The organism is Roseateles sp. P5_B10 (assembly GCF_056400485.1).
This window is the reverse complement of record NZ_JBFULE010000526.1, coordinates 1-3,763: the sequence shown is the minus strand read 5'-3', so window position 1 is coordinate 3,763 and position 3,763 is coordinate 1. Positions and strand designations below refer to the sequence as shown.

Here is a 3,763-nt window from a genome sequence, read left to right as displayed (position 1 = left end):
CCTTGAGTCCACGCAGGGCTATATCTTCACCTGGCTGATCGGCTACTCGGCGCTGCTGGGGCCGGTGGCGGGCATCCTCATCGTTGACTATTACGTGCTGCGCAAGACCGAGCTGGTGGTGGAAGAGCTCTACCGCGAAGGCGGCCGCTACAGCTACCGCGGCGGCTGGAACATCGCCGCCGTCATCGCCTTCGCCGTCGGCGTCGCGCCCAACATCCCCGGCTTCCTGAATGCCGCTTTCCCGGCGGCCTTTCCCGAGGTCGGCGCCGCGTTCAAGGCCATCTACACCTATGCCTGGTTTGCCGGCCTGGCACTGGCTGCCCTCGTCTATGGCGCGCTGATGGCCGGCAAGACCCAACCTCACTCGCTCACAAGGCGCGCGACATGACTTCTTCTCTCTTGATCCGAGGCGCCGTCGTCGTCAATGCCGACGCCGAGTCCCGCACTGATGTGCTGTGCGTCGACGGCCGCATCGCCGCCATCGGCGAACGCGCCGCGCGCGAAGCACCGGCCGGCACCACGACGCTCGACGGCACCGGCCAGTACCTGCTGCCCGGCGGCATCGACCCGCACACGCATATGCAGCTGCCCTTCATGGGCACGGTCACGCAGGACGACTTTTTCACCGGCACCGCCGCGGGGCTGGCCGGCGGCACGACGTCCATCATCGACTTCGTCATCCCCAACCCGCAGCAGCCGCTGATGGACGCCTACCAGCAGTGGCGAGGCTGGGCCGAGAAGAGCGCGTCCGACTACGCCTTCCACGTGGCCGTGACTTGGTGGAGCGAGCAAGTGCACGCCGACATGGGCACGCTGGTACGCGAGGAAGGCGTGAACAGCTTCAAGCACTTCATGGCCTACAAGAACGCCATCATGTGCGACGACGAGACGCTGGTGAACAGCTTCAAGCGTGCGCTCGAACTCGGCGCCATGCCGACCGTGCACGCCGAGAACGGAGAGCTCGTCTACCTGCTGCAGGCCGAGGTCGCCAAGATGGGCATCACCGGCCCCGAGGGCCACCCGATGTCGCGCCCGCCGATGGTGGAAGGCGAGGCCGCCAACCGCGCCATCGCGATTGCCGATGTGCTGGGTGTGCCCATCTATATCGTGCACGTCAGCTGCATCGAGAGCGCCGAGGCGATTGCGCGTGCGCGTGCGCGTGGCCAACGGGTCTACGGCGAGGTGCTGGCCGGCCATCTGCTGATCGACGACAGCGTCTATCGCGACCCGTCTTTCGAGAAGGCTGCCGCCTATGTGATGAGCCCGCCCTTCCGCCCCAAGATCCACCAGGAGTTCCTGTGGCGCGGCCTGCAATCGGGCCAGCTGCACACGACGGCAACCGACCACTGCACCTTCTGCGCCGAACAGAAGGCCGCCGGCAAGGACAACTTCGCCAAGATCCCCAACGGCTGCGGCGGCGTGGAAGAGCGCATGGCCGTGTTGTGGGATGCCGGCGTCAACTCCGGCCGCCTCACGCCGAGCGAGTTCGTCGCCATCACATCGGCCAACGCGGCCAAGCTCTTCAATATGTACCCGCGCAAGGGCGTCATCGCCGAGGGGGCGGACGCCGACCTCGTGCTGTGGGACCCGGCCGGCATCAAGACGTTGAGCGCCAAGACACAGTTCTCCAGGAACGACTTCAACATCTTCGAGGGCCGCACGGTGCGTGGCATCCCCAGCCACACCATCGCGCAGGGCCGCGTGGTGTTCGCTCGGGGCGAGCTGCGGGCGGAACAAGGCAAGGGCCGCTATCTGAAGCGCCCGCCGTTCGGCCCGCAGTTCGACGCGGCGGCCAAGCGCGCTGCCGACCTGCAGCCCACCGCCGTGGCCCGATGAACACCCAGACCGTCATCCCGCAGCTGCGCATGACGGACGCGGCGCGAGCGCAAGCCTTCTATATCGATCAGCTCGGGTTCAGCATCGACTGGCAGCACCAGTTCGAGCCCGGCCTGCCCCTCTTCCTGCAGATCACGCGCGACGGCCAGACGATCTTCCTGAGCGGCCACGCCGGCGACTGCGCGCCCGGCGGCGCCGTCTACTTCTGGGTGCCCGACGCCGACGCGGTCTATGCCGCCTTCACGGCCAAGGGCGTGAAGCCCGTCAAGGCCATCGAAGACATGCCCTGGGGTGTGCGCGAGTTCCTGCTCGTCGACCCCGACCACAACAAGCTGCGCTTCGGCACGAAGCTCTAAGGATTCGTCATGGATACCGTCGTCACCCGCCCCGACATCACGAAGCTGCGCGTCAACGGCCAACGCCTCTGGGACTCGCTGATGGAACTGGCCCAGATCGGCGCCACCGAGAAAGGCGGCGTCTGCCGCCTGACACTGACCGACCTCGACAAGCAGGGCCGCGACCTCGTCACGCGCTGGGCGCGCGAAGCCGGCATGACGGTCACCATCGACCAGATCGGCAACGGCTTCATGCGACGCGCGGGCCGCAACAACAGCCTGCCGCCCATCATGACCGGCAGCCACATCGACACCCAGCCCACGGGCGGCAAGTTCGACGGCAACTACGGCGTGCTGGCCGGCATCGAGGTCGTGCGCACGCTCAACGACCACGGCATCGAGACCGAGGCGCCCATCGAGGTCGCCTTCTGGACCAACGAAGAAGGCTCGCGCTTCGTGCCCGTCATGATGGGCTCGGGCGTGTTCGCCAAGGCCTTCACGCTGGAGCACGCCTACGCGGCGACCGACACCGAAGGCAAGACGGTCAGGGGTGAGCTGGAGCGCATCGGCTACATCGGCAGCCAGGTGCCCGGCGACCACCCCATCGGTGCCTACTTCGAGACCCACATCGAGCAGGGCCCGGTGCTGGAGGACCATGACAAGACCATCGGCGTCGTCACCGGCGTGCTGGGCATCCGCTGGTATGACTGCGTCGTCACCGGCATGGAGGCCCACGCCGGCCCCACACCGATGGCGCTGCGCAAGGATGCGCTGCAAGTCGCGACCAAGCTGATGCAGGAGGTCGTCGCCTGCGCCCATCGACACCCGCCGCACGGCCGTGGCACGGTGGGCATGGTGCAGGTGCACCCCAACAGCCGCAACGTCATCCCCGGCCGCGTCAAGTTCAGCATCGACCTGCGCAACGCGACCGACGCGCTGTGCGAGGCGATGGACGCCGACATCCGCGCCGTCGCCGCCAAGCTGAGTGCCGACAGCGGCCTGCCCATCGAGATCACGCCCGTCAGCGCCTACCCGGCCCAGCCCTTCCACGCCGACTGCATCGCCGCCGTGCAGAAGGCCGCCGATGCGCTGGGCTACAGCAATATGCGCGCGGTCTCCGGCGCCGGCCACGACGCCGTCTACATGGCGAGGTTGGCGCCCGCTGGCATGATCTTCATCCCCTGCAAGGACGGCATCAGCCACAACGAGATCGAGGACGCCAAGCCCGAGCACATCGAGGCGGGGTGCAATGTGTTGTTGCAGACGATGCTGGAACGGGCGGGCTGACGCTTCGCTTGAGAATGCGGAATGCAGTGGAGGCGAAAACTGATTTGGTGCGGCAGCGTCGTCCTAGCAGTTGGGCTGCTCTTCGCCGACAACCTTTGGGGCTACTACCGCTTTAAAACCGTGTGCGCGGCCCAAGGGGGAATGCATGGCAACCAATTGCTGGAGCGAGATGCGGGTTGGATGGTTCGTGAAGGCCACGTTGCGAGCGTTCGATACCCATTGAGCTTTGAGGCCGTCAAGTTCGTCCGATATCGCAACGAGCAGGACGGCCTGACCTACGACGTGTACAGGCAGGAGAAGCACAC

Annotated in this window: 5 protein-coding genes; all 5 read left to right on the top strand. The window is 66.6% G+C overall.

The window, feature by feature from the left end; translation table 11 throughout:
• Positions 1–388: cytosine permease (locus AC1DU6_RS23180; protein WP_477859907.1), on the top strand; the 388-nt coding region annotated here is incomplete at its 5' end.
• Entirely contained in the window at positions 385–1,836 is a 1,452-nt protein-coding gene (gene hydA / locus AC1DU6_RS23175) for a dihydropyrimidinase (protein ID WP_457442443.1), read from the top strand. The genes AC1DU6_RS23180 and hydA, both read left to right, overlap by 4 nt.
• Entirely contained in the window at positions 1,833–2,192 is a 360-nt protein-coding gene (locus AC1DU6_RS23170; protein ID WP_457320458.1) for a bleomycin resistance protein, read from the top strand. The genes hydA and AC1DU6_RS23170 overlap by 4 nt, the downstream gene beginning before the upstream one ends.
• Positions 2,193–2,201: 9 nt before the next feature.
• Positions 2,202–3,458 (top strand): Zn-dependent hydrolase, encoded by a 1,257-nt coding sequence (locus AC1DU6_RS23165; RefSeq protein WP_457320456.1) that lies wholly within the window; start codon positions 2,202–2,204, stop codon positions 3,456–3,458.
• 21 nt (positions 3,459–3,479) lie between these two features.
• On the top strand, positions 3,480–3,763 hold a 284-nt coding region (locus tag AC1DU6_RS23160; RefSeq protein ID WP_477859905.1), incomplete at its 3' end, for a hypothetical protein.